Origin of the sequence: Rathayibacter sp. VKM Ac-2803 (assembly GCF_009807175.1) — a bacterium.
Classification (GTDB): Bacteria; Actinomycetota; Actinomycetes; order Actinomycetales; family Microbacteriaceae; genus Rathayibacter.
Genome location: NZ_WUCD01000001.1, coordinates 1464805 through 1491075, shown reverse-complemented (window position 1 = coordinate 1491075; position 26271 = coordinate 1464805). Strand labels below are relative to the sequence as shown.

Below are 26271 nucleotides of genomic sequence, written 5' to 3'. Positions count from 1 at the left end.
CTTATGCGCGTCCACGTAGCCGACCACCCGCTGATCACGCACAAGCTCACCGTGCTGCGCGACAAGCGCACCCCCTCCCCCACCTTCCGGCAGCTCGCCGAGGAGCTGATGACCCTGCTCGCCTACGAGGCGACCCGCGGCGTCCGCACCCGCTCGGTCACCATCGAGACCCCGGTCACGACGACGACGGGCCTCGCCCTCAGCGACCCGCAGCCGCTCGTGGTCCCCATCCTCCGCGCGGGTCTGGGGATGCTCGAGGGCATGGTGAAGCTCATCCCGACCGCCGAGGTCGGCTTCCTCGGGATGGCGCGCAACGAGGAGACCCTCGAGCCGACCACCTACGCCGAGCGCCTCCCCGAGGACCTGTCGAACCGCCAGTGCTTCGTGCTCGACCCGATGCTCGCCACCGGAGGCTCGCTGATCGCCGCGATCCAGTTCCTCTTCGACCGCGGAGCCGTCGACGTCACCGCAGTGTGCCTCCTGGCGGCTCCGGAGGGTCTCGCCGCCGTCGAGAAGGCGTTCGGCGACCGCGACGTGACGATCGTGCTCGGCTCGCTCGACGAGCGCCTCAACGAGCTCGGCTACATCGTCCCCGGCCTGGGCGACGCGGGCGACCGCCTCTACGGCCTGGCCGGCTGACCCCGCGCATTCTCCCCGACCTGCGGAAATCTGTTGACGCACTCCGTCATCGTCCGCTTTACTTCTGACCATGACTGACAACGCGCACGCCCTGACCTCCTTCGAGGCCTCCGGGAATGCAAGCATGATGATGGCCGGGGGCCTCGTCATGTGCTGTCGAATGTGTGCTTGAGGCACTGACCTCGCCGGATCCCCGTACGTCCTCCGCCCGCCGATCGCTCTGATCGCGCCGATCCTCCCGATCGGGCCGATCTCTCCGATCGGGCTGGCGTCGCAGGCGCGGTGGATCCCTCGGATGCTCGCATCCGTCTCTGCCGGCCGCGTCACGCGGACGGCGCTTCTGCGCACACCCGGATCCGCTCCCCGGACACCCGTCCCGGATCCGAACACCCCCAAGGATTCGTCATGACCCTCCTCCACGCTCGCACCGCCTCCCCCGCCGCCGAGACCCCCCGCCTCCAGGCCGCTCCCGAGAGCGTCCCCACTCCGCCCCGCCTCCGCGCTGTGCCGCAGGGCACCGAGGCCCGCGGCTTCGCCCTCTACGTCGGCATCGACGAGGCGAAGGCCCGCGCCGCCGGAGTCGACCTCGGCCGCCTCGTCGAGGAGCTCAAGCGCGTCACCGCCCAGCTCGCCCCCGACGCCGAGACCTACGCCTCCATCGCCCTCGCGCCGCAGGGCGCCGGCGGTCGCGACGTCGACGTCGTCCGCCTCGCCCTCCAGGACCCGGCGGCGGTCGCCCGCCGCCGCGCTGACGCCGAGCCCGACCTCGACCGCGCCCCCGGAGGAGTCGTCATCGACATCTCCCGCAAGCGCGTCATCCTCGACGACGAGACCACCGCGCTCACCTACAAGGAGTTCGAGCTGCTGCAGTACCTCGTCCTCCGCGAGGGCCGCACCATCGAGCGCGCCGAGCTGATCGCCTCCCTCTGGGGCGCCGCCGACGACGACGCCCCCAACGAGCGCACCATCGACGTCCACGTCCGCCGCCTCCGCGCCAAGCTCGGCCGCTACGAGGACATCGTCCGCACCGTCCGCGGCGTCGGCTACCGCTTCGACCGCCACGCCGACGTCGCCATCCGCTACGCATCGACGCCGTCGCCCGACCTCTTCTGAGTCGGATTGCTGCGCGAGCGCGAAGCGCTCGCTCCGCCGCGGTCGGCTCCCAGGGTGGTTGCGATTCGCAGAGCGTGGTGCGTTCGGCTCGTGGGAAACGCTGGCACGCGTTTCCCACCGGACGCCTCGAGGGTGGCAGCTGGTCGTCCGCCCCGCGCCCGGGGGTGTGCGGCTGCGCCGGCACCTCTCGTCTGCTGGCCGCCGGCATGCTCGTCGAGCAGCCGCCGGAGGCGGCGTGTCGAGCGACGATGCCGCTTCGCCTCTCAGTGGGGAGGGAGAAGTCGGCGCCCGTCGCCCAGCATGCTGGTCGAGCCCGCAGCCCCGCAGGGCGTCTCGAGCGGCGAAGCCGCTTCGCGTCACATTCGAGCGGTGAGGGAGAAGTCGGCGCCCGTCGCCCAGCATGCTGGTCGAGCCCGCAGCCCCGCAGGGGCGTATCGAGACCCATCAGCTTCAGCAGTTCTTGCTTCTGATCTGGACTTCTGACGCTGGTGGATCTCGATACGCCCAAGCGGGCTACTCGATCAGCAAGGAAGGGACCACACGCAAGAGGTCACTTCTCCTGAGACCCACCAGCTTCAGCAGATCGGGCTTCTGATCCGGACTCCTGACGCTGGCGGATCTCGATGCGCCCGCTCCGCGGGCTGCTGGATCAGCGAGGGAGGGGCGCTCGATCGCCGCACCGGCGGGCGTACTCGGCTCGCTTCTCCCCCAGGTTCCGGCGGCGGAGGAGCCCTCCCGGAGGTGTCCCGCGACGTCTCAGGAAATCGGCACTTGCGGCGTTATCGATCCGTTATATAGTTCAAGAGCGTTAGTCGTTTGCTGTGGCGGCGAAGCGCGAATGTGATTGCAGGACACTCTTGGTGCAAGGGAATGAAGGCCGGCCGCTCGCCTCAGCGGCCGGCCTTCTGTCGTTCCCGGCGCGGGTGCGCGGGGTGCGTCACCTGAGCGTGACGAGGACGTATCCTGAGCAGGACAGAGGAGGCCGCGTGGCATCGAGACGCGCCGTAGCGGCCTGGGAGTCGCTCTTCCGGGCCCAGGTCCACGTGATGCGGACGCTGAGCACCGAGTTCCCCTCGAAGGAGATCTCGCTCAACGAGTACGACGTCCTCTTCAACCTGACCCGGCAGCCCGAACGGCGCGCCCGCCTCCGCGATCTCAACCGGCATGTGCTGCTGACCCAGCCGAGCGTGAGCCGGCTCATCGACCGTCTCGTCGGCCGCGGTCTCGTGACCAAGAACGAGGACCCGACCGATGCCCGCGGCACGGTCATCGCGATCACGGACGAGGGCTACGACCTGTTCCGCCGGGTCGCCCTGACGCACATGGAGACCATCTCGGACCAGGTGGGGTCGGCGCTCGACGACGACGAGCTGGCTCAGCTGATCGCGCTCTGCGACAAGCTCCGCGACGGAGTCGACTCGGCGTGACGCGCCTCGCCCCTCCGAGGGCGGATCCGGCGGCGATCGGTCGTTCCGAGACCGCTTGAGGACATGTCCGCAAGCGGCTCCGGCGTGCGGAGCTCGTGACTCGGGAAGCTCGGTGGGCTTCTCCGGTGCTCGCTCCTGACGCCGGCCCGACGCGCCGACCGACAGGACATGCCGTGACGACCACCTCCGACCGCACCCACGACGCACGACCCGCCCCCGTGCGGCGCCGCTCCGTCGTGCACGCCGCCTGGACCGCGCCGGTCGTCCTCGCCGCCGTCACCGCGCCCGCTGCAGCGGCCTCGAACCCGGCCCCGGTCCTCACCGTGTCCTTCTCGTCGACGGGGGGTGGCGGCGGCTACGTGAACGTGCTCCTGGAGGCCGCGGACGGCACGCCCCTGCAGCAGCGCTTCGCGATCGAGGGGCGGGACAGGCAGACAGGGCAGTGGGTGGCGCTCTACCGACCGAGCACCGACGCGAAGGGGGCCTTCGCGAGCACGATCCCGGGCGGGCTCGCGATCGACTACTCGGCGGTGCGCATCACGGCCGAGGTCGCGGGCTACGGGACGCTGACGAGCCGGGAAGCGGCGCTGCCTTTCCCCTGAGGCGCCTGCAGTGCGCTGCTAGCACGCCACCGCGACTCGCTGCCAGGTCTTCGCGACGGCCGCCACCTCGCGGATCATGGAGGGACCATGAGCTCCTCCTCCCCCACCCTTGTCTGGCTCCGCGACGACCTGCGTCTCGCCGACAACCCCGCCCTGCGCGCGGCGGTCGACCGCGACGCTCCGGTCGCCGTCCTCTACGTGCTCGACGACGAGTCGCCGGGCATCCGTCCGCTGGGTGGCGCCGCGCGCTGGTGGCTGCACGGCAGCCTGGTCGCGCTGTCGGCCGATCTCGAGGAGCACGGCGCCTCCCTCCTGCTGCGGCGCGGACCCGCGGAGGCGGTCGTCCTGCAGCTCGCCGAGGAGATCGGTGCCGGCGCCGTGCACTGGAACCGCCGCTACGGCGGCGCCGAGCGCGCTGTCGACACCGCGGTCAAGGAGGGCCTGCGCTCGCGCGGCGTCGAGGCCGAGAGCCACCAGGGCTCGCTGCTCTTCGAGCCGTGGACCGTGCAGACGGGAGGCGGCGGCCCCTACTCCGTCTACACGCCCTTCGCGCGGGCCTGCCGGAACCGCGACACGCCCCGGGCTCCGCTCGCCCGCCCGCGCTCGATCGACGGCTTCACCGGCGAGGTCGCCTCGGACGTCCTCGACGGCTGGGAACTGCTGCCGACGCGCCCCGACTGGGCCGAGGGCCTGCGGGAGCGCTGGGAGCCGGGCGAGAAGGCCGCGGCGAAGCGCCTCCGCGCCTTCATCGCCGAGCAGCTCGACGAGTACGCCGACGGCCGCGACAAGCCGGCGCAGGACGCGACCTCGAACCTCTCGGCGCACCTGCGCTGGGGCGAGATCAGCCCGTTCCAGGTCTGGCACGCGGTCGACGAGGCGCACCGCGACGGGACGCACCGCGGGGAGGGCGGTGAGCGCTTCGCCTCTGAGGTGCTCTGGCGCGAGTTCTGCTACCACCTGCTCTTCCACTGGCCCGACCTGGCCACCGCCAACTTCGACACGCGCTTCGACTCGTTCCCGTGGGGCGAGCCGCACGGCGCCGAGCTCGAGGCGTGGCAGCAGGGGCGCACCGGCTACCCGCTGGTGGACGCCGGGATGCGCGAGCTGTGGCGCACGGGCTACATGCACAACCGAGTGCGGATGGTGACGGCGTCGTTCCTGATCAAGAACATGCTCGTCGACTGGCGCGTGGGCGAGAGCTGGTTCTGGGACACGCTCGTCGATGCCGACCCCGCGAGCAACGCGGCCAACTGGCAGTGGGTGGCGGGGTCGGGGGCCGACGCGTCGCCGTACTTCCGTGTCTTCAATCCGGTGACGCAGTCGAAGAAGTTCGATCCGGACGGCGGCTACATCCGCGGGAACGTGGCGGAGCTCGCCTCGGTGGAGGGCTCCGCGATCCACGAGCCGTGGACCCTGGGCGACACCCTCACTCCGGACGGCGAGGACTACCCGGCGCCGATCCTCGACCTGAAGGAGACGCGGGCGCACGCGCTCGACGCGTTCGCGACGATCAAGAGCGCGCCGCGGACGATCGCGCACGGGTCGTAGGGGCCGCCCCGGGACTCCCGGCGGACCTCCGGCTCGCGGAATCACGTTCGGCTCGCAGGAATCGGCGCATCCCGCGAGCCGAACGCGGTCTCACGAGCCGGAGGTGATCCGACGGGCCGGAGTGACGGGGTCGCGGCGCGCGGACACGGCGCGTCGAGCGGGTGCCTAGATGTAGATCGCGGGGTCGACGAAGAAGCCGGAGTCGGCGAGGGCGTCGTCGGCGCGGCCCATCGCCCGCAGGTCGCGCGCGGGGATGCCGACCAGCACCGCGCCGTCGGGCGCGTCCTTCACGACGACCGCATTGGCGCCGACGCTGACGTCGGAGCCGAGGATGATCGGGCCGAGCACCACGGCACCGGCCCCGAGGACGACCCGGTCGCCGATCGTCGGATGGCGGCGCTCGCGCCGCACCGACTTCCCGCCGAGCGTCACGCCGTGGTAGAGCATGCAGTCGTCGCCGATCCGCGCGGTCTCGCCGATGACCACCCCCATGCCGTGGTCGATGAAGAGGCGGCGGCCGATCACGGCGCCCGGGTGGATCTCGACGCCGGTCGCGGCGCGGGCGGCCTGGGAGAGCAGACGCGCGGGCAGGCGGAACCCGCGCCGCCACCAGGAGTGGGCGACGCGGTGCACCCACACGGCGTGGAGCCCCGGGTACGCGAGGACGACCTCGGCGGTGCTCCGGGCCGCGGGGTCGCGCACGCGCGCCGTCCGCACGTCCTCGCGCAGGCGCCGGATCGCGCCGAGAGAACGGCTCCCGGCCGGGCTCGCGGCGTCCCGACCGGGGCGGGGCTTCGCGCTCAGCTGCGGAGGTCCTCGTAGAGGACGGTCGAGATGTAGCGCTCGCCGAAGTCGCAGACGATCGCGACGATCGTCTTGCCGGCGTTCTCGGGGCGCTTCGCGACCTCGAGAGCCGCCCACATGATCGAGCCGGAGGAGATGCCTCCGAGGATCCCCTCCTGGGCCGCGAGGTCGCGTGCCACCCGGACGGAGTCGGCGAGGGTGGCGTCGATGATCTCGTCGTAGATCTCGCGGTCGAGGATCGCCGGGACGAAGTTAGCGCCGATCCCCTGGATCTTGTGCGGGCCGGCGGTGCCCTGGGTGAGCAGCGGCGAGTCGATCGGCTCGACGCCGATGATCTGCACGCCGGGCTTGCGCTCCTTGAGGACCTGGCCGACACCGGTGATGGTGCCGCCCGTGCCGATGCCGGCGACGAAGACGTCGACCTCGCCGTCGGTATCGTTCCAGATCTCCTCGGCGGTGGTGCGGCGGTGCACCTCCGGGTTGGCGGCGTTCTCGAACTGGCGGGCCAGGATCGCGCCGGGAGTCTCGGCGACGATCGCCTGCGCCTTCTCGACCGCACCGCGCATGCCCTCGCCACCGGGCGTCAGCACGATCTCGGCTCCATAGGCGCGCAGCAGCACGCGACGCTCGATCGACATGGTCTCGGGCATCGTCAGCACGACCTTGTAGCCGCGGGCCGCGCCGACGAGCGCCAGGGCGATGCCGGTGTTGCCGCTGGTGCCCTCCACGATCGTGCCGCCGGGCGGGAGCTCGCCGGACGCCTCGGCGGCGTCGACGATCGCGACGCCGATGCGGTCCTTCACGCTGTTCGCGGGATTGTAGAACTCGAGCTTGGCGAGAACCGTCGCGCTCTCCGCGCCCTCGAGGCGGTTGACGCGGACGAGAGGGGTGTTGCCGACGAGCTGCGTCACGTCGTCGTAGATGCGTGCCATGGTGGTGTGCTTTCTGCCGGATCCGACTGTCCCGGGGCTCCGGGACCGGCGCATGGTGCGGAATGCTGTGCCGCGTCCTGCGCGAGGGACGCAGGCTCCACGATACGGATGCATCGACACCGCAGGGGCCTTCGTTACGGGCTTCCCCAGGGTCCGCGGCGGCCCCCGCCGACGCGCGATCGACGGCCGCCTGAGAGGGCACCTGTGCATCTCCCGCCATCGGCATGTCGTCCTGCGGGAGGACGCGCCCGTGTCAGGGGTGTCACGTACGATCTTTCAGGGGACGCATGTTCGACGCGGGGCTCTCGCCCCTCCCCCTCTGCACTGCCACGGCTCCGCCGTGCCGAAAGGACGACCGCTCCATGGCACTTCCCACCGCATCCCGCCGCTCCGCCGAGCCGCTCGGGATGTCGCTGCGGGCGATCATGGGATTCATCGGGATGAGCGTCGTGGCGGGCGTCCTGATCACGGTCGGGGTCACTCCGGCGCTCGCGCTCACCGGTCTCGCGACGAGCAACACGATCGGGCTCTTCCAGAACCTGCCCGGCTACCTCGACGTCGGCCAGCTGATGCAGCGCACCAACATCTACGCGGGCGACGGCACCACGCTGCTCGCCTCCGTCTACGACCAGAACCGCGTCGAGGTCGGCTGGGACGACGTCGCGCAGACCGCGAAGGACGCAGCGGTCGCGGGCGAGGACCCCCGCTTCTACGAGCACGGCGGCATCGACCTGCAGGGCACCCTCCGCGCCGTGTCCCAGACGTACCTCCTCGGCAACGACTCGGGCGGCGGATCCTCGATCACCCAGCAGTACGTGAAGAACGTGCTCGTGCAGAAGGCCGAGTCGATCACCGACGAGGCAGAGCGCGACGCCGCGTACAAGGAGGCGATCGATCCGACCCCCGAGCGCAAGCTCAAGGAGATGCGCCTCGCGATCGGCCTCGAGAAGGAGTCATCGAAGGACGACATCCTCCTCGGCTACCTCAACATCGCCCTCTTCGGAGGCACCGTCTACGGCATCGAGGCGGCCGCCAACTACTACTACGGCATCCCCGCGAGCCAGCTCTCGACCTCGCAGGCCGCCTCGCTCATCGCGATCGTGAACAACCCCGAGAAGTTCCGCTTCGACGACCCGGCCGACGAGGCGAACGGCGCAGCCAACGGCTACGCGCTGACCAAGGAGCGTCGCGACTACATCCTCTCGGAGGAGCTGAAGTACGCCAAGATCAGCCAGGAGCAGTACGACGCCGCCGTCGCCGAGCCGATCACGCCGACCATCACCCAGCCCTCCACGGGCTGCGCGACCGCGGGGAACGCCGCCTACTTCTGCGACTACGTGCTCAACGTGCTGCGCAACGACACCGTCTTCGGCGAGACCGACGACGAGCGCTACCAGCGGATCCGCCAGGGCGGCTTCGACGTCGTGACGACGCTCGACCTCGACATCCAGGGCTCGTCGCAGTCGGCCCTCAGCGCCTACATCCCCGCCACCGACTCGCGCTTCGAGCTCGGCGCGACCGCCGCGACGGTGCAGCCCGGGACGGGACGGGTGCTGTCGATGGTGCAGAACACGAACTACAGCCAGGACGAGGAGTTCCTCGCCGCGAACCCCGGCTACACCGCCATCAACCTCAACGTCGACCTCGCCATGGGCGGTGGGTCCGGCGTCCAGACCGGCTCCACCTACAAGGTCTTCACCCTCGCGCGGTGGCTCATGTCCGGGCACACGCTCAACGAGTCGTTCGCGTCTCCGACCTCGGGCTTCGGCTCGTACCAGCAGAAGTGCAACCTCGACGGCGACGGGTACTACAACGGGAGCCGGTTCACCCCGAAGAACGACTCCTCGTCCGAGGACGCGGGCTCCATGACGGCGCTCCAGGCCACCACGAACTCGATCAACACCGGATTCATGGGCATGGCCCACGAGCTCGACGTCTGCGACATCCGCACCACCGCGGAGTCCTTCGGGGTCCACCGCGCCGACGGACGCGAGCTCCAGAGCGGCCCCGCCTCCGTCCTCGGCACGAACGAGATCGCGCCGCTCACCATCGCCACGGCGTACGCCGGCATCGCCAACGACGGCACCACCTGCTCGGCGATCGTGATCGACCGGATCACCGACGCCTCCGGAGCGGCCGTCGCCGCCCCCACCTCGACCTGCACGCCCTCGGTCACCGCCGATGTCGCGCACGGCATGCAGTACGCGATGCAGCGTGTCATGACCTCGGGCACCGGCTACGCCTCCGACCCGAGGGACGGCATCGAGCACATCGGCAAGACCGGGACCACCGACGACGCCGCCGACGTCTGGACCGCGGGAGCCAGCAAGTCGGCCGCCCTGGCGGTCTGGGTGGGCAGCATCAACGGGTTCGACGACGGCACCAAGATCAACCTCCGCAACATCAGGCTGACCGGCACCGAGGGGACACCCCTCCAGGCCGCGCAGACCCGTCACGCCATCTTCAAGCCGATCATGACCGCGCTGGATGCGAAGTACGGCGGCGACGACTTCACCGATCCGCCGACCTCGATGCTCGCCTCCTCACCGCGGAGCTCGACGACGACCGAGGTCCCCGACGTGACGGGTCAGACCGTCGCCGAGGCCTCCGCGACGCTGACCGCGGCGGGCTTCACCGTCGGCATCTCCGAGCCCGTCGACTCGTCGGCCGTCGCTCAGGGCGCCGTCGCCTCGACGACTCCGAGCGCCGGAGAGACCGTGCTCCGCGGGGCGGTCGTGCCGCTGCAGGTCAGCACCGGCGAGGCTCCCGCCAACACGGGCGACATCGCCGACATCGAGGGCACGCTCCTCGAGTAGCGGCAGCGCCCCTCGGGCGGGCGCCCGCGGCGACTCGGCCGAGGAGCCTGGCGCGCCTGAACGAGGATGTCGGCGGCCTCGCCTAGGGTGCTGATGCAGCGAGAGGATCCACCCTGAAGCGACCGAACGTCCCCGTCTTCCAGCCCCGTCGAACCGTCCACGGAGCTCTCGGCGCGCTGTTCGGATTCGTGATCGTCAGCGTGATCGCGGGCCTGCTCGCCACGGTCGTCGTGGCCCCCGCCGTCGCCCTCACGACGGTGGCGACCTCGGGCACGATCTCGGCGTTCGAGTCCCTCCCGAGCTACCTCGAGGTCGGCGAGCTGATGCAGAAGACCGACGTCTACGCGGGCGACCCCGACGACCCGACGCTCCTCGCCTCCTTCTACGACCAGAACCGGATCGAGGTGTCGGGCGACCAGATCGCCGACTCGGTGAAGGACGCCCTCGTCGCGAGCGAGGATCCGCGGTTCTACGACCACGGCGGCATCGACCTCCAGGGCACGCTGCGGGCGATCGCGAGCACGTACATCCTGAACAGCGACACCCAGGGCGGCTCCTCCATCACGCAGCAGTACGTCAAGAACGTGCTCGTGCAGAAGGCCGAGTCGATCACCGACGAGGCCGAGCGCGACGCGGCCTACAAGGAGGCCACGGCGACGACTCCCGAGCGCAAGCTCAAGGAGATGCGCCTCGCGATCGGCCTCGAGAAGGAGTCGTCGAAGGACGACATCCTCCTCGGCTACCTCAACATCGCCCTGTTCGGCGGCACGGTCTACGGCATCGAGGCCGCCGCCGAGTACTACTTCGGCACCACCGCGGCCGATCTGTCGGTCAGCCAGTCCGCGGCACTGCTGGCCATCGTCAACAACCCCGAGAAGTTCCGCTTCGACCGGCCCGACGACGCCGCGAACGGGGCGGCCACCGGCTACGCCCTGACGACCGCGCGCCGCGACTACATCCTCGATCGGATGCTCGAGTACGGCAAGATCGACGCCGCCACGCACGACGCCGCGACGGCCGAGCCGATCGTGCCCGACATCACCCCGCCCTCCACCGGCTGCCAGACCGCCGGCAGCGCCGCCTACTTCTGCGACTACGTCTCGCACGTGCTGCGCAACGACCCGGCTCTCGGGGCCACCGACGAGGAGCGCTACGCGGCCGTCAAGCGGGGCGGGCTGAAGGTCTACACGACCATCGACCTCGGGCTCCAGGAGACCGCGCAGAAGCTCATGGACGAGCAGGTCCCCGCCTCCGATCCGCGGTTCGACGTCGGAGCCACCGCCGTCGCCGTGCAGGCCGGGACCGGCAGGGTGCTCACAATGGTGCAGAACAAGCGCTACAGCCAGGATCCGGAGGTCATCGCCAGCGGCCCCGAGTACTCGGCGATCAACCTCAACGTCGACGCCTCCCTCGGCGGCGGCGACGGGTTCCAGACCGGATCGGCCTACAAGGTCTTCACCCTGGCCGAGTGGCTGGACAGCGGGCGCACGCTGCTCGAGAGGTTCGACACGAAGCGGCAGAACTGGACCGGATTCTCGGACAGCTGCAACGGCACGCAGAACTACGCCGGTTACAACCCCAAGAACGCCGGTGACGGCGGCTACGCCGACACCGGGACGGCGCTCGACTCGACCGTGTACTCGCTCAACACGGGGTTCACGGGGATGTCGCACCTGCTCGACCTCTGCGAGATCAGGAAGACGGCCGAGGCGTTCGGCGTCCACCGCGCCGATGGCGACGACCTGGTGCAGAGCGCCGCATCGGTGCTCGGCACGAACGAGATCGCGCCGCTGACCATGGCCGTGGCCTACGCCGGGATCGCCGACGACGGCACGACCTGCACCCCCGTCGCCATCTCGGCGATCATCGGGCCCGACGGTGCGTCGATACCGCCCGCGGAGTCGGAGTGCACCCGGTCGGTCCCCACCGACGTGGCGCACGCCATGCAGTACGCGATGCTCAAGGTCACCGCCGAGGGCACGGGCACCCCCGCCGATCCGAAGGACGGCATCGAGCACATCACCAAGACCGGCACGACGGACGACTCGGCCGACACCTGGGCCCTCGGCGCCTCCAGCACGACCTCGCTCGTCGTCTGGGTCGGCAGCATCTCGGCGCAGGCCGACGGCGATCGCGTGGACCTCGACACGATCGACTTCGACAGCGGATGGGCACCGAGCGCCCGGCACCGGATCTGGAAGCCGCTGATGACCGAGATCGACGCGCGCTACGGCGGCTCCGACTTCTCGGCCGCCGACCCGTCGATGATCGCGGCTCCGCAGGTCACCGTGCCCGACGTCACCGGGCGCAGCCCCGACAGCGCCGCTCAGGCACTCGTCGCCGCCGGTTTCTCGGTCGGGCCGACCACGCAGGTCGACGCGACGCAGCCGCTCGGAACGGTGTCCACCACCGTTCCCGCGGCCGGCGCGAAGGTCGACAAGGGCTCCGAGATCGCGATCCAGCTCAGCACGGGGACGCCGCCGGCTCCTGCTCCGGCTCCTGCTCCGGCCGCCCCGGCTCCCGCCGGATAGCCGGGGCGCGGCGGGTCCTCAGGCCTGGACGGCCGCCGCCGGCAGCAGCCCGTACTCGACGAGCTCGGCGTCGGTCAGGAGGCGGCTGCGGATCAGGAAGCGCTTGCCCTCCGGCGCCTCGACGCTGAAGCCGCTGCCCCGGCCGTCGACCACGTCGACGGTCAGGTGCGTGTGCTTCCAGTACTCGAACTGCGTGCGGGACATGAAGAACTCGATCGGCTCGAGTCCCTCGATCCGCAGCGTCTCGAGCAGCACGTCGGAGGCGCCGGTGCGGAACATCCCGACCGGGAAGCACATCGGCGAGCTGCCGTCGCAGCATCCGCCCGACTGGTGGAACATCAGCGGCCCGTGCAGCGCCACCATCCTGCGCAGCATGTCCGCCGCGTCCGCTGTCACATCGACTCGCGTGCTCGTCATGGCCTCGCCTCTCTCGTTCGTATCGCGTCCGGGCGGCCCGGGTGCGGAATTCCCGACTGCTGACGCTGGTGGGTCTCGATACGCCCCTGCGGGGCTACTCGACCAGCATGGGTGGCCGCCAGCGCGGATTCCTCCGTCATCGCTCGAGCTCGACACGCCCCTACAGGGCTTCGGGCTCGACCAGCATGCTTCCGCCCCGACCGGGAGGTGCCGAGGTGCCGCAGGCACCGCGCAAGGTGGGAGCGCCGAACGGCGGATTCGCGTTCCAGCGAATCCGCCTAGGCGCGGAGGCTCCCCGCTCCTCCCACCGCAACCACCTCGAGAAGCCGACTGCGGCGACGGCGACGAGGAACGAGGAGCCGTTGCAGACCAACTCAGAAGAAGCCCATCGGCCCTTCCGCGTAGGACACCAGCAGGTTCTTCGTCTGCTGGTAGTGGTCGAGCATCACCTTGTGGTTCTCGCGTCCGATGCCCGACTGCTTGTAGCCGCCGAAGGCCGCGTGCGCGGGGTACTGGTGATACGTGTTCGACCAGACGCGGCCCGCTTCGATGGCGCGGCCGGCGCGGTAGAGCTGGGCGCCGTTGCGGCTCCAGACGCCGGCGCCGAGGCCGTAGAGCGTGTCGTTGGCGATACCGATGGCGTCGTCGAAGTCGTCGAAGGATGTCAGGGCGAGCACGGGTCCGAAGATCTCCTCCTGGAAGATGCGCATGGAGTTGCGCCCCTCGAAGACCGTCGGATTGACGTAGTAGCCGCCGCTGAGCTCGCCGCCGAGGTCGGCCCGGTCGCCACCGATGAGCAGCTTCGCGCCCTCCTGCTTGCCGATGTCCATGTAGGACAGGATCTTCTCGAGCTGATCGTTCGACGCCTGGGCGCCGATCATCGTGGCCGTGTCGAGCGGGTTGCCCTGCTTGATGCGGCGGACCCTCTCGAGGCCGTCGCCGACGAAGTCGTCGTAGATCGACTTCTGCACGAGCGCGCGGGACGGGCAGGTGCAGACCTCGCCCTGGTTGAGGGCGAAGAACGAGAAGCCCTCGAGCGCCTTGTCGTAGAAGGAGTCGCGTTCGGCGGCCACGTCGGCGAAGAAGACGTTGGGGCTCTTACCCCCGAGCTCCAGCGTCACCGGGATGAGGTTCTCGCTCGCGTACTGCATGATCAGGCGGCCGGTGGTCGTCTCTCCGGTGAAGGCGATCTTGCGGATGCGCGGGTGCGACGCGAGGGGCGCACCGGCCTCGATGCCGAAGCCGTTCACGACGTTGAGCACGCCCGCCGGGATCAGATCGGCGATCAGATCGAGGAGCACGTGGATCGACGCGGGCGTCTGCTCGGCCGGCTTGAGCACGACGCAGTTGCCGGCCGCGAGGGCGGGGGCGAGCTTCCACACCGCCATCAGGATCGGGAAGTTCCAGGGGATGATCTGGCCGACCACGCCCAGCGGCTCGTGGAAGTGGTAGGCGATGGTGTCGTGGTCGATCTCGGAGACGCCTCCCTCCTGCGCGCGGATCGCTCCGGCGAAGTAGCGGAAGTGGTCGATCGCGAGCGGGATGTCGGCGGCGAGGGTCTCGCGCACCGGCTTGCCGTTCTCCCAGGTCTCGGCGACCGCGAGGAGCTCGAGGTTCGCCTCCATCCGGTCGGCGATCTTCAGCAGCATGTTCGATCGCTCGGCCGGGCTGCTTTTGCCCCAGCTCGCGAACGCCTTCCAGCCGGCCTCGACTGCGCGGTCGACGTCGGCGGCCGTGCCGCGCGCGATCTCGCAGAACGGCTTGCCGGTGATCGGGGTGATGTTCTCGAAGTACTGGCCACTGGCGGGGGCGACGTGCTCGCCTCCGATGAAGTGGTCGTAGCGCGAGCGGTAGGAGGCGACGGATCCCTCCGCGCCCGGGTTGGCGTAGACCGTGGACTCCGGTTCCTTCGGTGCCTGCTCGGCGACCGGATCGGCGTACAGCGTCATGTGGACCTCCATCGACGTCGTTGTCGGCGGACGCGGGGTGATGCGCCCGCTCCGACGCTACGTCGAGGGAGGTTGCAGAGCGTTGCGCGGGCTCAGCCGCGCTCGAGCGCCTCGAGGTGGGCCACCACTCCGGGTCGTCGCGGCGATCGCCGGGGCAGGATGTGCAGCAGCTCGATCCAGACCTCGGCGTCCTCGCTGCCGTCGGGGCCGTTCGCGTAGGCGAGCAGCGTCTCGACGGCGGCGCTGGTCAGGACGCTCTCGCGCACCCGGGCGCGCAGCTCCTCGGCGATCGCGCGGATCCCGGGCGCCTCGGAGCCGGGCAGCGGCGGGCCGGCGTAGGCGTCGAGTGCGAGCCGGTGCGAGCCGCGGTCGAGCAGCCCGAGCACCTGCCTCGCGTCGAGGTCGACCGGGCTGCCCAGCCGGTAGGGGCGTGACAGCGGCGCGAGGCGCGGCAGCGCCCGCTCGAGGACCTTGCGCAGGCGCACCATCTCGGCACGGACCGTCACGACCGCCTCCTCCCGGCCGTGCAGCTGCAGCGCGAGCTGCTCGGCCGAGAGCCCGGCGCGGTGCCAGGCGAGCAGGGTCAGGATCTCGGCGTGGCGCGCACTCAGCTCGAGCGCGACGGAGTCGGCGGTGACGAGTCCGGTCTCGCGCCCCAGCACGCGGAGGCTCGGCGCCCGCGCCGCGGTGGGTCGAGGCCGGCGCGCTCTCGGAGGGCGGCGCAGTCTCTGGATGAGCAGCTCGCTCTCGACGGCCGCCGCGGTCGCCTCCATCAGGGGCAGCGTCTGCGGCGCGACGACCTCCGCTCCCCCGGTGATGTCGATGACTCCGAGGATCACGTGCGTCTCGGGGTCGTGGATCGGGACGGCGGTGCAGCTCCACGGATGGACGAGGGAGGCGAAGTGCTCGGCCCCGTGGATCTGCACGCCGTGATCGAGCACCAGCGCGGTTCCGGGGGCGGAGGTTCCGACATCGGGCTCGGCCCAGGCCGCACCCTCGACGAACGACATGCCCTCCGCGAGACCCTTGAGCCGCTGGTCGCCGTCGATCCAGAGCAGGCGGCCGAGCGCGTCGCCGACCGCGACGAGCACGCCGCTGTCCTCGTCGGCGTCGCGCACCAGGAGGCGCCGGATGACCGGGAGGACCGAGGCGAGCGGGTGGCCCATCCGGTACTCGCGCAGGTCGGAGCTCGTGAAGGTCAGCGGGGCGGTCAGTCGCTCCGGATCGAGGCGGCGCCCCCGCGCGCGCTCCCAGGAGGCCTCGACGAGCGGGCGCCGACGACCGCTCCCGGGAAGGGCCAGCCAGGGGTTGGTCATGTGCTCCGCCCCTCGTCGTCGATCGGTGAGGCGCCAGGGCGCCGCGGCACGAGCGAGGCTACTCCGCGAGGCTCGGCGCCGCCTCCCGATCGGTGCGCTTCGCGGGCAGAGCGAGGAGGAGGACTGCGGCGACGAGGACGGCGACGCCGGCGATCGCCTCCGCGGTCAACCGCTCGCCGAGCACGGCGACGCCCAGGAGGGTCGCGGTCGCGGGCTCGACGAGCGTCAGCGTCGAGACGGTCGCGGCGGGGAGCACTGCGAGGCCCCGGGCGAAGAAGGTGTAGGCGAGGGCGACGGTGACCACGCCGAGCCAGAGCACGGCGGGGAGGGAGCCGGAGAGCTGCTGCGGGGCGCCGCCGAGGAGGATAGGCAGGGCGAGCACGGCCGCGACTCCGAACTGCGCACCCATCGCCGCCGCCGGGGTGAACCCGCGCTCGAGAAGCAGCTTGCCGCAGACCGCGTAGAGCGCGTAGGAGGCGCCCGCGCCGGCGGAGCCGGCGAGACCCAGCAGCGAGACGCCTCCGCCCGCACCGCCCGTGAGAAGGCCCGCGAGCAGCACGACGCCGACGGCGGCCAGGGCGGTGGAGGCGAACCAGCGGCCGGCCGGCACGGTGCGCAGCACCAGCCACTCGAGCAGGCCCGTGAAGGCCGGCGCCGAGCCGAGCGCGACGATGGTGCCGACCGCGACGCCGTTCTCGGCCGTGCCGGTGAAGAAGGCCGGCTGGTAGGCGGCGACGCCGACGGCCCCGAGGAGGACGAGGAGGATCGTCGACGCCCGGGGTCGCCGCGGGGTGCGACGGGGCCCGCGAGCCGCCTCGAGGCCGAGGAGGGCGGCGAGGAGCGCGCCGCCGAGCACGATCCGCGCGGCACCGAGCAGGAGCGGATCGACGCCGGCCGCGCCCAGGGACTGCGCCGTGCCCGTGGTGCCGAAGCAGACGGCGGCGAACACCACCGCGCCGATCGCCGAGCCGCGGTTCGCCATGCCGTCCCGTTCCGGCGCCCGAGCGGCGCTCTCTGCCCAGTGTGCCAGGGCGGATCCGGGTCTCGCCGCCACGGGGCGCAGGATGAGCGGTACGGTCGAGGCGAAGGGCGGACAGCATGGGCATCGCAGAACCGTTCGACGTCGAGAGCTACACGCGGAGCGCGCACGGGAGCCTCCACGACCGGTTCTCGCTGCGGGAGTTCGAGGACACTCCGCTCGACCGGGAGGCGATCGTCGCGACCGCCTACCTGCGCGCGGTCGAGCACGCGGTGATCGCGCGAGTGCTGCCGATCGCGCGCGTGCACCCCGACTGCCGGGTGCGGGCGTTCGCGCCCACCTGGGCGGCGGAGCGCCACCGCATCGCCGACGCGCTGGGCGAGGTGCTCGCCGCGTCGCCGCAGATCCGCGGAGTGGACACGCGCCCGCCCGAGCAGGCCGCGATCCGGCGGGGGCTGCGCGATCGGGTGGCGGGTCTGCTCGCGGGGCCCCTGGCGCTTGCGCTCGCCGTCGACACCCACGTGGCGATCCACGCCTACCGACGGCTCGCGCGGCTGTCGCTGCACCCCGAGATGGAGCGGGTGGCGGAGGCGGCGATCGCGATCCTGGAGCGGCAGGCGGACTTCTTCGGCGAGCTCGCCGCCGGTGCGATCGGCCGACCGCTCGCGGGCCGGATCGTGGCGGCGACGCTGCTCGGCGTGCTGCGCCTGCCGCTCGGCGAGGCGACGCTGCCGGAGCCGCTCGCGCGCGAGGGGCGCGAGCTCGTGCACGGGCGCGACGACGGCGGGCTCGAGCGCATCGACGCGGGCGTGACCGGGGCGTTCGCGCTGCCCTGCACGGCCGCGCGGCGGCTGCTGCAGCCGCACCGGTCGGTGGCGGTGCGGCTCGCGCGGCGGGCGGGGCGGCTGGGGGCGGACGTCGAGGCGGGCGTGCGGGGGCTGCTGGGCTGACGGAGGATCTGCTGACGCTGGTGGGTCTCGATACGCCGCCTGCGGCGGCTACTCGACCAGCAGGCTGGAGCCGGCGGGTAGAGGGGCCGGCGGGCAGAGCGGCCTGCGGTGACGGCCTCCGCGCAGCCGGGCGTCATCTCGCTGTCACCCGTCTGCGGTACCGTGACGGCCGGGGATCGGAGGCCGCATGCGCGGAGCACTGCGCTCGGCGCGCCGCATCGCGGTCGTCGCGCTGATCGCCATCGTCGTGCTGGTGGCCGTCGGGGTCCCCGTCTACGTCTTCCCGGCGACCGACGCGGTTCCCGCTCGCGCCGACGCGGTGCTCGTGCTCGGTCCGCCCACGCGGGCCCGCACCGACCTCGGTCGCGAGCTGGTCGAGGAGGGCGTGGCCGACACGCTCCTCATCTCGGTCTGGGCTTCGGAGCTGGCGGCGGCGCCCGACGAGAGCGACGTGGTCGCCTGCGACGAGCCGGACATGACGGTGATCTGCTTCACCGCCGAGCCGGGAACGACCCAGGGCGAGGCGCGGGCCCTCCGCGACTACGCGGACGCGAACGGCTGGGACACCGTGCTCGTGATCACCCAGACGCCCCACATCACGCGGGCGCGGATCCTGATGGAGCGCTGCTGGGGCGGCACGGTGCTGATGGAGTCCTCGGGCGAGCCGTTCACGCTCGGCGACTGGGCCTACGAGTACGCGTACCAGACCGGCGCCTTCGCGAAGGTGCTCGTCGAGCAGGGCTGCTGAGCGCCGCCCCCGCTCGCGGTCAGCCCAGCAGCTCGCGGACGTCCTCCGCGGTGATGCCTCCGGCGGCCGCCGCGCCGTCGTCGGACATGACCGCCGCGAAGAGCGCGGCCTTCGCCTCCTTGAGGGCCATCACCTTCTCCTCGATCGTGTCCTTCGCGACGAGGCGGTAGACCATGACCGACCGCGTCTGCCCGATGCGGTGCGCGCGGTCGACGGCCTGCGACTCCGTCGCCGGGTTCCACCACGGGTCGAGCAGGATGCAGTAGTCGGCCTCGGTGAGGTTGAGGCCGAAGCCGCCCGCCTTGAGCGAGATCAGGAACACGCCGGCGTCGCCCGATCGGAAGCGCTCGATCACCTCGTCGCGCTTCTTGGTCGCTCCGTCGAGGTAGGCGTACTCGACGCCCGCCGCGTCGAGACGCCCGCGCACTCGGCCGAGGAAGCGGGTGAACTGGCTGAACACCAGGACCCGGTGCCCCTCGGCGAGCGCGTCGGCGAGGAGCTCGTCGAGCAGGTCGAGCTTGGTCGACGGGACGGTCGCGTGCGCCTCGTCGACGAGGGCGGCGTCGAGCGCGACCTGCCGCAGCACCGTGAGGGCGCGGAAGATGGCGAAGCGGTTCTTCTCGAAGTCGCCGATGAGGCCGAGCACCCGCTGCCGCTCGCGGGCGAGATAGGTGTCGTAGACCTTCCGCTGGCGCGTGCCGAGCTCGACCTGGAGGGTCTGCTCCTGCTTGGGCGGCAGCTCCGTCGCCACGAGCTCCTTGGTGCGCCGCAGCATGAGCGGGCGGATCCGGCGCCGCAGCTGGCTGAGCTTCTCGGAGTCGGCGTCGCGCTCGATCGGCTTCTGGTAGAACTCGGCGAATCCGACCGGCGAGGGGAACAGACCCGGCGCGACGATCGAGAGGAGCGACCACAGCTCCATCACGTTGTTCTCCATCGGCGTACCCGTGATGGCCAGCTTGAACGGCACGTCGAGGCGTCGCGCCAGCTGGTGCGTGGCCGACTGCCGGTTCTTGACGAACTGGGCCTCGTCGAGCATGAAGCCCGCCCAGCGGATGCCCGCGTACGACTCGTAGTCGAGGCGGAAGAGGGCGTAGGAGGTGACCACCAGCTCGGCCTCGCCGATCACGCTCGAGAGCGCCCGGCGCTTCTTCTTCGAGGTCTCGTCGATGCCGACGACCGTGAGCCCCGGCGCGAAGCGCTTGGCCTCGCCGACCCAGTTGGGCACCACGCTCGTCGGCGCCACGACGAGGAACGGGCGGGGCGAGGTGCCGGCGTCGCCGATCTCGGCCCGCTGCTCCTGCATCGCCCGGGCGATCAGCGCGAGCGACTGCACCGTCTTGCCGAGGCCCATGTCGTCGGCGAGGACCCCGCCGAGCTGGTTGTCGTAGAGGAACGAGAGCCAGTCGTAGCCGAGCTGCTGGTAGGGCCGCAGCTCGACCGAGAAGCCGTCGGGCAGCGGACGCGACTCGAGCGCCCCCGTGGCCGTGAATCCGGAGAGCCCCTCGACCGCGCGACGCCATGCCGCCGCCTGCGCCTCGACGACGCCGAGCTCGACGAGCTCGTCCCACAGGGACGACTGGAACCGGCTGATGCGCAGGGTCTCGCCCTGGTCGTCCGAGAGCTCGCGCGCCTCGGCGATCAGCTCGCGGAGGCGCCCGAAGCGCTCGTCGTCGAGCGCGAAGTAGACGCCGCTCGGCAGCACCATGTACTCGTCGCCGCGTGCGAGGGCGAGGAAGATCTCGGCGAGCGGGACGGCCTCGTCGTTGACCGTGACCGAGATCTCGAGGTTGAACCAGTCGCGGCTGTCGGGCTGCGCGACCGTCTGCACGGCGACGACCGGGGCCGTCTCGGCCTCGCGGTACTCGACGCGCTCGCCGATCTCCTCGATCTCGACGGTCCCGAGCTCGCGGAGCCGCTCGACCTCGCCGGTCAGGAAGCCGACCGTCTGCATGCCGCGCAGGTCGAAGGAGGGGCGCAGGCGCCGGCTCGAGCGCGAGACCAGGGCGGGCGTCGACTCCGGATCGATGCCGGCGCCGGTGAGCGAGTCGAGGATGCGCTGCTCGGCCTCGGCGTCGCGGTAGCCGGACTCGTCGTCGAGCCGCAGCGGGAGGCGCTCGGCCTCGACTCCGCGGGCGCCCTCGACGCCGTAGCGCCACCACCAGGAGCCGCGGAGACCGGCGCCGTCGGTGTGCTCGAGGGTGAGCCCGAGTCGCGGCTCGGGCACGGGCGGCGCCTCGAACGAGCCGTCGCGCGAGACGATCGCGAACAGGCGGTGCAGCCGCTGGTAGTGCTCGGTGAGGAACGCCGACTCCTCCTGCTCGGGGATGCGGATCGCCTCGCGGCTCCAGAGGAAGGTGCGGGCGGAGGAGACCAGCGGCGCCGCGAAGGGGACGAGGGTCACGGGGCGGGCGCGCAGCTCGTCACCCGCCGCCCAGGTGTAGAGGCCGACGGCGGGGTCGCCGATGAAGCCGAACTCCTCGGGCGCCGGGTGGTCGCCGATCGCGACCAGCGAGCGCAGCTCGAGGCCGTTCGCCGTGCGGGTGACGTCGATGGAGGCGGTCGCCGTGGTGTCGAGGATGCGCAGCGGCGACTGGTCGCGGTCGCCCATGACCAGGCCGATGCCCGCCCGGACGGCGCCGTGCAGCGCTGCCCAGATGGCCTCGCTCCGGCACTGGTCGAGGTAGAGCCACGTGTCGGGCGAGTAGTAGCTGGAGGCGCTGTGGCCCGAGAGGATGCCCTGCATCTCGCGGACGATGTCGATCTGGCGCTCGTCGTAGTCGTGGCTGTAGTGCAGGAAGCCGAGGTCGCGCCAGCTGGTGCCGGTGCGCACCCAGCGGTCGCGGTCGCCCATCCGCACCGGCCGGACGCCCAGACGCGGGCGGGGCTCGGGCGGCGGTCGGTAGCTGTTGTAGCGGCCGGGCGGGCGCCGCACGGGCTCGCCCGGGAGGAGCTCGAACTGGAGGCCCAGGGGGATGCCGGAGTGGGTGCGCTCGGCGCCCGCGAGCAGCGGGGCGAGCGCGCTGCGCCACTCCGGGACCGCGTCGACGCCGGCGGTGGGGCCTGCGAGGCCGCCGTCGCGCTCGCGGCGCAGCGCCTCGACGAGCACCGCGGCGACGTGCTTGCACTCGTGCTTGACCGGGCAGCTGCAGGCGCCGCCGAGCAGGATCGAGTGGTCGCCCTCGTCGCGCAGCTGCACGCTGACGGCGTACGGCGAGCGACCGGAGCCCTGGACCTGCCCGAAGAGCCGGGTGCGGCCGCCGAACCACTGCAGCTCGCCGACCCGGCCCTGGTCGGCGTAGCCGGTGCCCTTCTCGAAGGCGGCGGAGCCGACCAGAGCCCGGATGTCCTGCTCGGAGAACGGCTCGCGGGTCGTCGTCCCGGGCGCGTCCGACGGCGGCACCACGTCACCGGGGGGACTCTGGCGGGCCATGGACCTCTAGCTCTCCGCGCCCCGAACGGAACGCATCCGTCCATTCAACCCGATTCCGGGCGCGGTTCGAGCCGACGGCCAGGATCCGTGCCCCTCCTACGATGGAGGGATGCCTCGCCTGTCCGTCGTCTCGGCGCACACCTCCCCGCTCGAGCAGCCGTCGACCGGCGACGCGGGAGGCATGAACGTGTACCTCGCGGCGGTGCTGCCCGAGCTCGCGGCGCTCGGCTGGGAGGTGCAGGTGCTGACCCGCGGCTCCGGGACGCGCCGGATGGCGCCGGGGGTCGAGGTTGTCGGCGTGCCGGTCGAGGCCGCTGACAAGTACGCGCTCGCCTCCTCGGCCGGGGAGTTCGCCCGCGCAGCCGTCGGCGCCGACGTGGTGCACTCGCACTACTGGGTGTCGGGGCTGGCCGGGATGCTGACCGGGTCTCCCCACGTGCACTCGATGCACTCGAACTCGCTCGCGAAGAACGTGCGGCTCGTGCCGGGCGACGCCCGCGAGCCCGAGGAGCGGATCCGCGCGGAGGAGTCGGTGCTCGCCTCCGCCGATGCCGTCGTGGTCGCGGGGAGGGCCGAGCACGACGACGTGGTGCGCGGCTACGGCGTCGACGCGCGGAAGGTGACGATCGTGCCTCCGGGAGTGGAGTCGCGGTTCCGTCCATGGGCACTCGAGCGGGAGCCCGAGATCGTGCTGGTCGGCCGGGTGCAGCCGCTCAAGGGGCAGCTGCTCGCGGTGCAGGCGCTCGCGCGGATCCCGGTCGGCGAGCGTCCGGTGCTGCGGATCGTGGGCGCGCCCGCGCCGGGCCGGGAGGGCTACCTCGCCCAGGTCGAGGAGGCCGCCCGCACGCTCGGCGTGGCCGACTCGGTGCGCTTCGACGGAGTCGCCGACCGCGACGGGGCCGCCCTGCGACTCCGGAGCGCCCGCCTCGCCCTGGTGCCGTCGGCGGCAGAGACCTTCGGGCTGATCGCGCTCGAGGCCGCGGCGAGCGGCACACCGGTGCTCGCACGACGGACCACAGGCCTCGTCGACGCGGTGAGCGAGGGGCGGAGCGGCGTGCTGATCGACTCCGACGACCCGGGCGACTGGGCGGAGGAGATCCGGCGGCTGCTCGCGGATCCCGCCGAGCGCGCCCGACTGGGTCGCGGCGGCGTGGAGTGGGCCGCCGAGCACTCGTGGGCGTCGACGGCGGCGCGCCTCGACGCGGTGTACCGGCGGCTGCTCGGCTGAGCGAGGCAACCCCGGACCGTCGAGGGAGCCCGGTGGTCGAGGCGGTGTCGACGGTCCGGGGTTCCCTCGGTGCCGGGTCCGCGGCTCGGGTCTCAGTCGGCGATCGCGGGGGCCGGGGCTCCGGGGTCGAGGCGGGCGCCGTGGGTCGAGCGGTGCCAGGGGGCGAGGCGGTCGGGCGAGACGGCGACCATCGCGGCGCCGGTGAAGCCCGCGTCGTTGCCGAAGCGGGCCGGCACGATCTCGGTGCCGATGTCGATGAACCGGGCGAACTCGTCGAAGACGTGCGCCGCGGCGCCTCCGATCACGAAGAGCTGGGGCGAGAGCAGCATCTCGAGGTGGCGGTAGTAGACGCTCAGGCGACCGGCCCACTCCTCGAGGGTGATGCCCTCGCGGCGCACGGCCGAGAAGCCGACGCGCGGCTCGAAGTCGGGCCCGTCGATGTGCACGTGGCCGAGCTCGGAGTTGGGGATCACGACGCCCTCGTAGACCATCGCGGTGCCGATGCCGGTGCCGAGGGTCGTGAAGACGCACAGGCCTCCGCGGCCCTGCATGGCGCCGAACTCGCGCTCGGCGACCCCGGCCGCGTCGGCGTCGTTGACGACGACCACGTCGACGCCGGTCGCCTCCGACAGCATCGCCTGGGCGTCGAGGCCGACCCAGCGCTGCGAGACGTGGGTGGTCTGGCGGACGACTCCGCCGCGGACGATGCCCGGGAACCCGACTCCGACGGGGGTGCCCGCGATGGGCGACACGTCGCGGACGATGCCGGCGATCGCGGCGGCGAAGTCCTCCGGCTCGCGGCCGACCGGGTTGGCCACGGCGAAGCGGCGGGCGGCGCGCTCGCCGGTGGTGACGTCGACCAGGGAGGCCTTGATCGAGGTCCCGCCGATGTCGACGCCGACGGCGAAGCGCGGGAGGAGGCCGTCCTGGGGCTGAGTCACGGATGCTCCGTCTGGGAGGGGGGTGGCGAGGGAGGACCTCGGGCTCGCGGGAACGCGTACGGCTCGCCGGATCCGCGGATCCTGACGAGCCGAGTGCGATTCTACGAGCCCGAACTGCTCCCACGCTCGGAGTGGACAGCGAGCGCGTCGAGGACGTAGTCGATCACGGGGTCGTAGAGATGCACGGCGAGGCCGTCGTCGAGCGGGACGACCACCTCGATCGAGCCCTGCGCCTCGGCGACGAAGACGGCCGGATCGTTGCAGTCGGCGATCGCGATCGTCGCGAGGCCGCGTCGTCCCGCGGCGCCGGCCCAGCCGTGGTCGGCGATCACGAGGTCGGGGCGGAGGCCGAGGGACTCGAGCTCGTCGAGGAGCGCGTTCATCGGCTCGGGCGCGTGGGTGTGCACGAGGCTGCCGCCGCGGTAGGCGCAGGTGACGCCTCCGGTCGACCACAGCCGCAGGTGCTCGTCGGCCGAGGCGATGCGGATGCCGTCGGGGCGGGCGAGCGGCAGCGCGTTCACGTCGAGGACGCGGGCGCCCGCCTCCGTCGCGGCCGCCGCGAACCGCCGGTAGACGTCCATCAGCGTGGCGGGGTGGGCGGTCGCGAAGAGGAGGAGGCCGCCGTCGCGGACCGCCGCGGCGAGGCGCCGGCGGTAGGCGTCGAGCGCGGTGACCGCGAGGCCCGCGTCGATGCGGTCCTGCCCGCGCTCGAAGGCGGGATCGGTGCTGATGCCGACCCGCTCCCCCATCAGCGCGAGGAGGCTCTCGACGTCCCAGTGCTCGGCGACGTCGACCCCGTAGAGGTGGGCGGGCTCGCGGGCGGCGAGGCGGCGGAGGTTGCCGAGGTTGCTCGAGCGGTCGGTGAGGACGGCGCCGGTCAGGAGGGTCTCGTCGAGGACGGCGGCGAGCGCGGCGGAGGAGAGCGGGGGCATGCGGGCCTCTCGGGTCGGTGGCGGGGTCAGCGTAGCGATCTTCGGTTTCCGCTTGACTCGGTGAACAGTACCGATATATCGTTACTACATCGCCGACAGATCGAAGAGCACTCGCTCGAGACGGGCGACCGGATCCGATCGAAAGGGATCCTCCAACGACAGAAACGGAACAACCATGAACTCCCACGACTTCTTCTCCGACCGCGCCTCGTCCGGCCGTGACGGCCGCCGAGGGCACGGACACGACCACCCCGGCCAGCGCGAGCGCCGCGGCCCCGGCGGCCACGGACGCGGCTTCGGTCCGGGCTTCGGCTTCGGCCCCGGATTCGGCGGCGGCCCGGGCTTCGGCCCCGGCTTCGGCGGGCCCGGCTTCGGCCGCGGTGGCGGACGCGCCCGCCGCGGTGACGTCCGCGCCGCCCTCCTCTCCCTCCTCGCCGAGACCTCCTCGAACGGCTACGGCCTGATCAAGGCCATCGCCGAGAAGACCAACGGCTCGTGGCGCCCCAGCCCCGGCTCGGTCTACCCCACGCTCCAGCAGCTCGTCGACGAGGGCCTCATCACGGCCGTCGGCGAGGGCCGCGGCACCGAGTACCAGCTGACCGACGCCGGCGGCACCTACGTCCGCGAGCACGCCGACGAGCTCGCCGCCGCCTGGGAGGCGACTCCCGGAGCGAGCGACGCCGACCGCGCCTTCATGGAGAACGTCGGCAAGCTGATGGCGGCCGTGCACCAGTTCCGCGGGGCCACCCCGGAGCAGCGGGCCGCCGCCTCCACCAAGCTCGACGAGACCAGGCGCGCGCTGTACCTGATCCTCGCCGACTGATCACCGGATCGTGAGACGGCCGGGACGCCCTGAGCGTCCCGGCCGTTTCGTCGCGCCTGCGGGGTGGGTGCGCCGCACAACGTCAGCTGAGACGCCCTCTCGCGCACCATCGTGCGCGACGACCAGTCTCAGCTGATGGTGTGCGG

20 protein-coding genes are annotated in these 26271 nt (G+C 72.0%); 11 read left to right on the top strand and 9 right to left on the bottom strand.

The genetic code is table 11. The features are described from left to right. Positions 1 to 3 precede the first annotated feature (3 nt). The 5 genes from upp (at position 4) to GRS96_RS06910 (ending at position 5329) form a co-directional block, all read left to right on the top strand. On the top strand, positions 4 to 639 hold the full coding sequence (gene upp, locus GRS96_RS06930) for a uracil phosphoribosyltransferase (RefSeq protein WP_056041421.1): 636 nt from the start codon (positions 4 to 6) through the stop codon (positions 637 to 639). A gap of 405 nt (positions 640 to 1044) precedes the next feature. Beyond that, positions 1045 to 1752: a winged helix-turn-helix domain-containing protein gene (locus tag GRS96_RS06925; RefSeq protein ID WP_159988106.1), complete on the top strand. Its 708-nt coding sequence runs from the start codon at positions 1045 to 1047 to the stop codon at positions 1750 to 1752. A gap of 1046 nt (positions 1753 to 2798) precedes the next feature. Beyond that, positions 2799 to 3179 (top strand): MarR family transcriptional regulator, encoded by a 381-nt coding sequence (locus GRS96_RS06920; protein ID WP_159989253.1) that lies wholly within the window; start codon positions 2799 to 2801, stop codon positions 3177 to 3179. A gap of 173 nt (positions 3180 to 3352) precedes the next feature. Further along, positions 3353 to 3781: a hypothetical protein gene (locus tag GRS96_RS06915; RefSeq protein WP_159988105.1), complete on the top strand. Its 429-nt coding sequence runs from the start codon at positions 3353 to 3355 to the stop codon at positions 3779 to 3781. A gap of 87 nt (positions 3782 to 3868) precedes the next feature. After that, complete coding sequence (locus GRS96_RS06910; protein WP_159988104.1) at positions 3869 to 5329, top strand: cryptochrome/photolyase family protein; 1461 nt, start codon at positions 3869 to 3871, stop codon at positions 5327 to 5329. A 165-nt stretch (positions 5330 to 5494) separates the two neighbouring features. Here GRS96_RS06910 and epsC read toward each other — a convergent pair whose 3' ends face one another. Both epsC and cysK read right to left on the bottom strand, forming a co-directional pair. After that, positions 5495 to 6067 carry a serine O-acetyltransferase EpsC gene (gene epsC / locus GRS96_RS06905; RefSeq protein WP_268893233.1) on the bottom strand — a complete coding sequence of 191 codons (573 nt, stop codon included), beginning with the start codon at positions 6065 to 6067 and terminating at the stop codon, positions 5495 to 5497. A gap of 62 nt (positions 6068 to 6129) precedes the next feature. Further along, complete coding sequence (cysK, locus tag GRS96_RS06900) at positions 6130 to 7065, bottom strand: cysteine synthase A (RefSeq protein ID WP_159854484.1); 936 nt, start codon at positions 7063 to 7065, stop codon at positions 6130 to 6132. A gap of 362 nt (positions 7066 to 7427) precedes the next feature. On the opposite strand from cysK, the gene GRS96_RS06895 reads away from it, so the two are divergent. Then, positions 7428 to 9881: a penicillin-binding protein gene (locus tag GRS96_RS06895; protein ID WP_159988103.1), complete on the top strand. Its 2454-nt coding sequence runs from the start codon at positions 7428 to 7430 to the stop codon at positions 9879 to 9881. Positions 9882 to 10069: 188 nt separating this feature from the next. After that, complete coding sequence (locus GRS96_RS06890) at positions 10070 to 12412, top strand: penicillin-binding protein (RefSeq protein WP_159988102.1); 2343 nt, start codon at positions 10070 to 10072, stop codon at positions 12410 to 12412. An 18-nt stretch (positions 12413 to 12430) separates the two neighbouring features. On the opposite strand, the gene GRS96_RS06885 is transcribed toward GRS96_RS06890, so the two are convergent. The 4 genes from GRS96_RS06885 to GRS96_RS06870 form a co-directional block, all read right to left on the bottom strand. After that, positions 12431 to 12829: a DUF779 domain-containing protein gene (locus GRS96_RS06885; protein WP_159854490.1), complete on the bottom strand. Its 399-nt coding sequence runs from the start codon at positions 12827 to 12829 to the stop codon at positions 12431 to 12433. Between the two features lie 374 nt (positions 12830 to 13203). Continuing rightward, entirely contained in the window at positions 13204 to 14778 is a 1575-nt protein-coding gene (gene exaC, locus GRS96_RS06880; protein ID WP_159854492.1) for an acetaldehyde dehydrogenase ExaC, read from the bottom strand. A 92-nt stretch (positions 14779 to 14870) separates the two neighbouring features. Further along, the gene (locus GRS96_RS06875) at positions 14871 to 16094 is read right to left on the bottom strand and encodes a transcriptional regulator (protein WP_236553574.1); all 1224 of its coding nucleotides are present in this window, start codon (positions 16092 to 16094) and stop codon (positions 14871 to 14873) included. Positions 16095 to 16152: 58 nt separating this feature from the next. Further along, the gene (locus tag GRS96_RS06870; RefSeq protein ID WP_159988101.1) at positions 16153 to 17076 is read right to left on the bottom strand and encodes a DMT family transporter; all 924 of its coding nucleotides are present in this window, start codon (positions 17074 to 17076) and stop codon (positions 16153 to 16155) included. A gap of 116 nt (positions 17077 to 17192) precedes the next feature. Here GRS96_RS06870 and GRS96_RS06865 point away from each other — a divergent pair, with 116 nt between their 5' ends. After that, on the top strand, positions 17193 to 18023 hold the full coding sequence (locus tag GRS96_RS06865) for a hypothetical protein (RefSeq protein WP_159988100.1): 831 nt from the start codon (positions 17193 to 17195) through the stop codon (positions 18021 to 18023). A 187-nt stretch (positions 18024 to 18210) separates the two neighbouring features. Continuing rightward, a complete protein-coding gene (locus GRS96_RS06860; protein ID WP_159854498.1) occupies positions 18211 to 18771 on the top strand; it encodes an ElyC/SanA/YdcF family protein in 561 nt (186 codons plus the stop codon). 19 nt (positions 18772 to 18790) lie between these two features. Here GRS96_RS06860 and GRS96_RS06855 read toward each other — a convergent pair whose 3' ends face one another. Beyond that, entirely contained in the window at positions 18791 to 22201 is a 3411-nt protein-coding gene (locus GRS96_RS06855) for a DEAD/DEAH box helicase (protein ID WP_159854500.1), read from the bottom strand. Between the two features lie 109 nt (positions 22202 to 22310). On the opposite strand from GRS96_RS06855, the gene GRS96_RS06850 reads away from it, so the two are divergent. Next, entirely contained in the window at positions 22311 to 23429 is a 1119-nt protein-coding gene (locus GRS96_RS06850) for a glycosyltransferase (protein ID WP_159988099.1), read from the top strand. A gap of 92 nt (positions 23430 to 23521) precedes the next feature. Here GRS96_RS06850 and GRS96_RS06845 read toward each other — a convergent pair whose 3' ends face one another. Both GRS96_RS06845 and GRS96_RS06840 read right to left on the bottom strand, forming a co-directional pair. After that, positions 23522 to 24370 carry an ROK family protein gene (locus GRS96_RS06845; protein WP_235021852.1) on the bottom strand — a complete coding sequence of 283 codons (849 nt, stop codon included), beginning with the start codon at positions 24368 to 24370 and terminating at the stop codon, positions 23522 to 23524. Between the two features lie 101 nt (positions 24371 to 24471). Then, positions 24472 to 25302: a phosphatase gene (locus tag GRS96_RS06840; protein ID WP_159854504.1), complete on the bottom strand. Its 831-nt coding sequence runs from the start codon at positions 25300 to 25302 to the stop codon at positions 24472 to 24474. Between the two features lie 175 nt (positions 25303 to 25477). Here GRS96_RS06840 and GRS96_RS06835 point away from each other — a divergent pair, with 175 nt between their 5' ends. Further along, positions 25478 to 26125, top strand: a complete 648-nt coding sequence (locus GRS96_RS06835; RefSeq protein ID WP_159854506.1) for a PadR family transcriptional regulator — start codon at positions 25478 to 25480, stop codon at positions 26123 to 26125. Positions 26126 to 26271: the final 146 nt, after the last annotated feature.

Bases quoted from the DNA above. Each gene is read 5' to 3' on its own strand.
- GRS96_RS06835 (WP_159854506.1), top strand. From the start codon at position 25,478: ATGAACTCCCACGACTTCTTCTCCGACCGCGCCTCGTCCGGCCGTGAC.
- GRS96_RS06885 (WP_159854490.1), bottom strand. From the start codon at position 12,829: ATGACGAGCACGCGAGTCGATGTGACAGCGGACGCGGCGGACATGCTG.
- GRS96_RS06870 (WP_159988101.1), bottom strand. From the start codon at position 17,076: ATGGCGAACCGCGGCTCGGCGATCGGCGCGGTGGTGTTCGCCGCCGTC.
- GRS96_RS06910 (WP_159988104.1), top strand. From the start codon at position 3,869: ATGAGCTCCTCCTCCCCCACCCTTGTCTGGCTCCGCGACGACCTGCGT.
- GRS96_RS06860 (WP_159854498.1), top strand. From the start codon at position 18,211: ATGCGCGGAGCACTGCGCTCGGCGCGCCGCATCGCGGTCGTCGCGCTG.
- exaC (WP_159854492.1), bottom strand. From the start codon at position 14,778: ATGACGCTGTACGCCGATCCGGTCGCCGAGCAGGCACCGAAGGAACCG.
- GRS96_RS06850 (WP_159988099.1), top strand. From the start codon at position 22,311: ATGCCTCGCCTGTCCGTCGTCTCGGCGCACACCTCCCCGCTCGAGCAG.
- GRS96_RS06855 (WP_159854500.1), bottom strand. From the start codon at position 22,201: ATGGCCCGCCAGAGTCCCCCCGGTGACGTGGTGCCGCCGTCGGACGCG.
- GRS96_RS06925 (WP_159988106.1), top strand. From the start codon at position 1,045: ATGACCCTCCTCCACGCTCGCACCGCCTCCCCCGCCGCCGAGACCCCC.
- GRS96_RS06875 (WP_236553574.1), bottom strand. From the start codon at position 16,094: ATGACCAACCCCTGGCTGGCCCTTCCCGGGAGCGGTCGTCGGCGCCCG.
- GRS96_RS06865 (WP_159988100.1), top strand. From the start codon at position 17,193: ATGGGCATCGCAGAACCGTTCGACGTCGAGAGCTACACGCGGAGCGCG.
- GRS96_RS06840 (WP_159854504.1), bottom strand. From the start codon at position 25,302: ATGCCCCCGCTCTCCTCCGCCGCGCTCGCCGCCGTCCTCGACGAGACC.
- GRS96_RS06895 (WP_159988103.1), top strand. From the start codon at position 7,428: ATGGCACTTCCCACCGCATCCCGCCGCTCCGCCGAGCCGCTCGGGATG.
- cysK (WP_159854484.1), bottom strand. From the start codon at position 7,065: ATGGCACGCATCTACGACGACGTGACGCAGCTCGTCGGCAACACCCCT.
- upp (WP_056041421.1), top strand. From the start codon at position 4: ATGCGCGTCCACGTAGCCGACCACCCGCTGATCACGCACAAGCTCACC.
- GRS96_RS06920 (WP_159989253.1), top strand. From the start codon at position 2,799: ATGCGGACGCTGAGCACCGAGTTCCCCTCGAAGGAGATCTCGCTCAAC.